The sequence below is a fragment of the Stenotrophomonas sp. SrG genome (assembly GCF_050031795.1).
Taxonomy (GTDB): domain Bacteria; phylum Pseudomonadota; class Gammaproteobacteria; order Xanthomonadales; family Xanthomonadaceae; genus Stenotrophomonas; species Stenotrophomonas rhizophila_A.
The window spans coordinates 161,965-166,712 of the sequence record NZ_JBNBBE010000003.1; the positions used below are offsets into that span (position 1 = coordinate 161,965).

3 protein-coding genes are annotated in these 4,748 nt (G+C 66.6%); 1 reads left to right on the forward strand and 2 read right to left on the reverse strand.

The window, feature by feature from the left end:
* Both ACQG3P_RS04335 and ACQG3P_RS04340 read right to left on the reverse strand, forming a co-directional pair.
* The coding region (locus ACQG3P_RS04335; RefSeq protein ID WP_426804314.1) for a DUF2242 domain-containing protein at positions 1 to 649 on the reverse strand (649 nt) is incomplete at its 3' end.
* A gap of 116 nt (positions 650 to 765) precedes the next feature.
* On the reverse strand, positions 766 to 2,943 hold the full coding sequence (locus ACQG3P_RS04340; protein WP_068854813.1) for a carboxy terminal-processing peptidase: 2,178 nt from the start codon (positions 2,941 to 2,943) through the stop codon (positions 766 to 768).
* 700 nt (positions 2,944 to 3,643) lie between these two features.
* Here ACQG3P_RS04340 and pstS point away from each other — a divergent pair.
* Entirely contained in the window at positions 3,644 to 4,735 is a 1,092-nt protein-coding gene (gene pstS / locus ACQG3P_RS04345; RefSeq protein WP_320459156.1) for a phosphate ABC transporter substrate-binding protein PstS, read from the forward strand.
* Positions 4,736 to 4,748: the final 13 nt, after the last annotated feature.

Consider the following 4,748-nt stretch of genomic DNA (forward strand, 5'->3'; position numbering starts at 1 on the left):
TCGCTGGCGTCGGCGCGGCAGGTGGTGCGGGGACCGATGCAGGAACCGGCGCCTGCGCAGGCTCGGGAACCGGGGTCACCGGCGGCGCCGGGGCCGGCGGCACCGGCGCGGCGGCCGGCTCCGGGGTGCTGGCCTTGGCCGCCGGCAGGTACTGCTGCAGGCGGGTGAAGAAGCGGCGGTAGAAGTCGCCGTCCTGCACGGTGCTGCTGGCCACCTTCACCAGCGAATCGTCGTTGCTGCCGAACGGCAGCGACACCGAGCCCAGCGCGCCCACGCCCACACTGGCCGAGGTCGGGCTCTTCTTCAACGCATAGCGGTCCTGCACGGCACTGATGAACACCAGTGCTTCGTCGCCCCGCGCCGCGCAGGAAATGCGCAGCACCAGCTGCTCGTGCGAGTCCTCGGTCGGCTGGAAGTTCTTGTTCGCTTCCACCGCGTCGGCGTCGGCACGGGCGATCGCATAGCCCTGGCTGAGCAGGGTACGCCGCGCGGCTTCGCAGGCCTGCGCCGGCGTGCCGGGAACGGTGCGCGAGTAGGTGTCGCCCGAATCGAAGGATTCGCGCAGCAGCGTGCTGTCGGCGGCCTTGCCGCCGCAGGCGGACAGGCCAAGGGCCAGCAGGCCGGCCGGGAGTGCATGGGACAGCCGCATGGGCGCTCCTGCAGGAGGATGATTAGGCAAGCATAGGCCCGGCGACGTATGCGTGGGGTCTAAAAGCAAAGGGCCGGCGTTTCCGCCGGCCCCTCGTTTTCACTTGATTCACCCGATCAATCGGCCCAGCGGCCTGCCGCGGTCGACTGCGGCAGCACCTGTGCCGACAGCGGGCGGTCTTCGGCCAGCAGGTTCACCGCGTCGGCCAGGATCGCCGCCGACTCGCGCAGCAGCGGATCCGGGCGCTTCTCGGCGGCCTTCTCGCGGGCAGCATCCTTGACGATGTCGCGCTCGTTGCCGGTCAGGCCATCATCGTTGCTGTCATCGGCCAGCGGGTCCAGGTCCAGGCCCAGTTCCTTGCGGGTGGCCTGGCGCTGCTTGCGCTGGGTTTCCTGGCGCTCACGCTCGGTGCGGCGCTCGGCCTCGTTGAGCGAGATGTACTTCTTGGCCGCTTCGGTGCGGAACTGCTCCACGTCCTCGTTCCACCACTGGAACTCCTTGTCGGAGGCGATGCGCGAGGCATGCAGGGTTTCCAGCTTCGGCAGCAGCGGACCGAAGTTGCCGTACTGGGTGTGCGGGACGGCGGCAATGCGGGTCCACGGCAGCGCGTTGTCGTAGGTGCTTTCACCGTACTCGCTGGCATCCACGCTGGCCGGGAAGGCCAGGTCCGGCACCACGCCCTTGTGCTGGGTGCTGCTGCCGCTGACGCGGAAGAACTGCGCGATGGTCAGCTTCACCTGGCCGAAGCGCTGGGCTTCGCCACTGGGCCAGCGGTCCAGGTCCACGATGTTCTGCACCGTGCCCTTGCCGAAGGTGGTTTCACCAATGACCAGCCCACGGCCGTAATCCTGGATGGCACCGGCGAAAATTTCCGAGGCCGAGGCCGAACCGCGGTTGATCAGCACGGCCAGCGGGCCATCCCACGCCACGGCTTCGCTGCGGTCGTTGTTGACCGTGACGCGGCCACCGGATTCGCGCACCTGCACCACCGGGCCCTGTTCGATGAACAGGCCGGTCAGCTCGATGGCTTCATCCAGCGAACCACCACCGTTGTTGCGCAGGTCCAGCACCACGCCATCGAGCTTGTCGTTCTTGAAGCCGGCCAGCAGCTTGGCCACATCGCGCGTGGCCGAGGCGTAATCGGTCGCGTTGCGACGGCGGCCTTCGAAGTCCTGGTAGAAGGTCGGCAGCTTGATCACGCCTACCTTGCGCGCCGGTGCCCCATCCTTGGCCGGGATGGTCAGGGTTTCACCCTTGGCGGCCTGTTCGGCCAGGCGCACCTTCTGCCGGGTCAGCACCAGCATGTGCGGCTTGCCGTCCACGCCTTCTTCGGCCGGAATGAATTCCAGCCGCACCTGGGTGTCCTTCTTGCCGCGGATCTTGGCCACCACGTCGTCAATACGCCAGCCGATCACATCCTCGACCGGACCGGACTTGCCCTGGCCCACGCCCACGATGCGGTCACCGGGCTTGAGCGTACCGTTCACCGACGCCGGCCCACCGGCGATGATCTCGCGGATCACCACCATGTCGTCCTGGCGCTGCAGCTGCGCGCCGATGCCTTCCAGCGACAGCGACATGGCCTGGTTGAAGTTCTCGGCCGTGCGCGGGGTGAAGTAATCGGTGTGTGGATCAACGGCGCTGGTATAGGAATTGAGGAAGAACTGGAACACGTCCTCGCCCTTCAGCTCATTGACCGACTTCTCCAGCTGCGCATAGCGCTTGTCCAGCGTCTTGCGGATGTCGGCCGGCTGCTTGCCGGCCAGCTTCAGGCGCAGCCAGTCATTCTTCACCGACTTGCGCCACAGGTCATCGAGTTCGGCGCTGCTGGCGGCCCACGGCACGTCCTTGCGGTCGTACTCGAAGCGCTCATCGCTGCTGAAATCGAAATCCTGCTTGAGCAGCTTGCGCGCGTAACCCACGCGCTCGCCCACCCGCTGCTTGTAGACCGCAAACACCTGGAACGCCGGCTCCAGCTCGCCGCCGCGGATGGCCGACGAAATATTCGATTCGAACGGGGCGAACTTGGTGATGTCCGCCTGGGTGAAGAACTGCTTGCTGCCGTCGAGCGATTCCAGGTAACGCTTGAACACGTCCTTGGAGGTCGCCGCATCCAGCGCGCGCGGCCGGTACGCATAGCGGCTGTCCGACAGCAGCCCGTACACCAGCTTGGAGGTCGTCACCTGGTCGGCCGTGGCCGCCGACGGCAGGGCCGGCGAATCGGCATAGGCAGCCAGCGCCAGCGGCGCGGTCAGCGCCAGGGCCATCAGGAATGCGGGGGCTTTGAATTTCATCGACTTGCTCATGGCACCTTGCCAACGGGGAGACTGCGTGCGGATCAGACCACACGACAGTGCCGAAAGTTGCGGGGTTTGTCATCCACCGCGTCAGAACGCGGATTTCCAGCCTAAACGCGGGGCTGTATCAAATTGTGAATGACGCGGAATTGCTGCTGGGAACGGGGTTTACGCGCGAAACCGAGCGGCGGCCTGGCCCTTTCGGCGGTCGGCAGGCATTCAGGCCGGAGCAGCTTCACGGTCTTCGATCAGGTCCATCGCGAGCGTTGAGGGCCCCGCCGCGGCCGGCAGGCCCCTGTGCAAATGTCCCCCGGCGGTCGCCCTGCGGCGACGGCCTCCTCCTTTACTTTGCCAGGAGCCTGCCGGCCGCGACGGGGCTCGGCTTGCGGTTCGCACTGGAGAAGCAGGAGCCAGGGGGCCAACGCCGGTGGGTCGAGTGCCGGGTCGCCATGCCCTTGGAGGCGAATTAAAGGAGGAGGTGTCGGCCGCAGGCCGACGCCGGGGGACATTCGCCGGAAAGGGTGTGGCGCCCCGGCGCTCGATTCACCGGCAGCCGCTGTAGATCCCCCCGCCAGCCCTTGCCCCACGGGCCTCGAGCGTGCCCCCGGTCACGACGTCATCAAGCTGTAACAAAAACATCATTTCATAGCAGCGTCAGCCGGCAAGACCGGCCCCCTATCCCGCTACGGAGTGACGCATGAAACTGCATACGGCCGGCTTCGCCGCCCTTTCCCTGGCCATCGCGCTGGGCCTGTCCGCCTGCAAGCCGGCCGCCGAAGGCCAGGCTACCGCCCCGGCAGAAGGCGCCCCCGCCGCTGCTCCGGCCGCCGGCGACAAGCTGACCGCCGAGATTTCCGGCGCCGGCGCCTCCTTCATCTTCCCGCTGGTCTCCAAGTGGTCGGCCGACTACAACGCCGCCACCGGCGCCAAGGTCAACTATCAGTCGATCGGTTCGGGCGGCGGTATCGCCCAGATCAAGGCCGGCACGGTCGACTTCGGTTCTTCCGACAAGCCCCTGTCCAGCGAAGAGTTGGCCCAGGCCGGCCTGGGCCAGTTCCCGTCCGCCATCGGCGGCGTTGTCCCGGTGGTGAACATCGACGGCCTGGAAGCCGGCAAGTTGCGGCTGAGCGGCCCGCTGCTGGCCGATATCTTCCTGGGCAAGGTCAAGACCTGGAACGACCCGGCCATCGTGGCCGCCAACCCGGGCGTGAAGCTGCCGGACGGCAAGATCACCCTGGTCCACCGTTCGGACGGCTCGGGCACCACCTTTAACTTCTCCAACTACCTGTCCAAGGTCAGCCCGGACTGGAAGAGCAAGGTCGGCGAAGGCACCTCGGTGCAGTGGCCGGACGGCGTGGGTGGCAAGGGCAATGAAGGCGTGGCTTCGTACGTGAAGCAGATCAAGGGCTCGATCGGCTACGTCGAACTGGCCTACGCGCTGCAGAACGGCATGCCGTACGCCTCGATGCAGAACGCCGCCGGCAACTGGGTGCAGCCGACCGCGGAAACCTTTGGTGCCGCCGCAGCCAGCGCCGACTGGGCCAGCGCCAAGGACTTCAACCTGGTCATCACCAACGCCCCGGGCGACCAGGCGTGGCCGATCACCGCCACCAATTTCATGCTGATGCACAAGCAGGCCAAGGATGCCAAGCGCAGCAAGGACACCCTGGCGTTCTTCAAGTGGGCCTTCGAGAACGGCCAGGCCCAGGCCAATGAACTGCACTACGTGCCGCTGCCGGCGGAACTGGTGAAGCAGATCGAAGGTTACTGGACCGCTGAATTCAAATGATGCAACCCAGGCA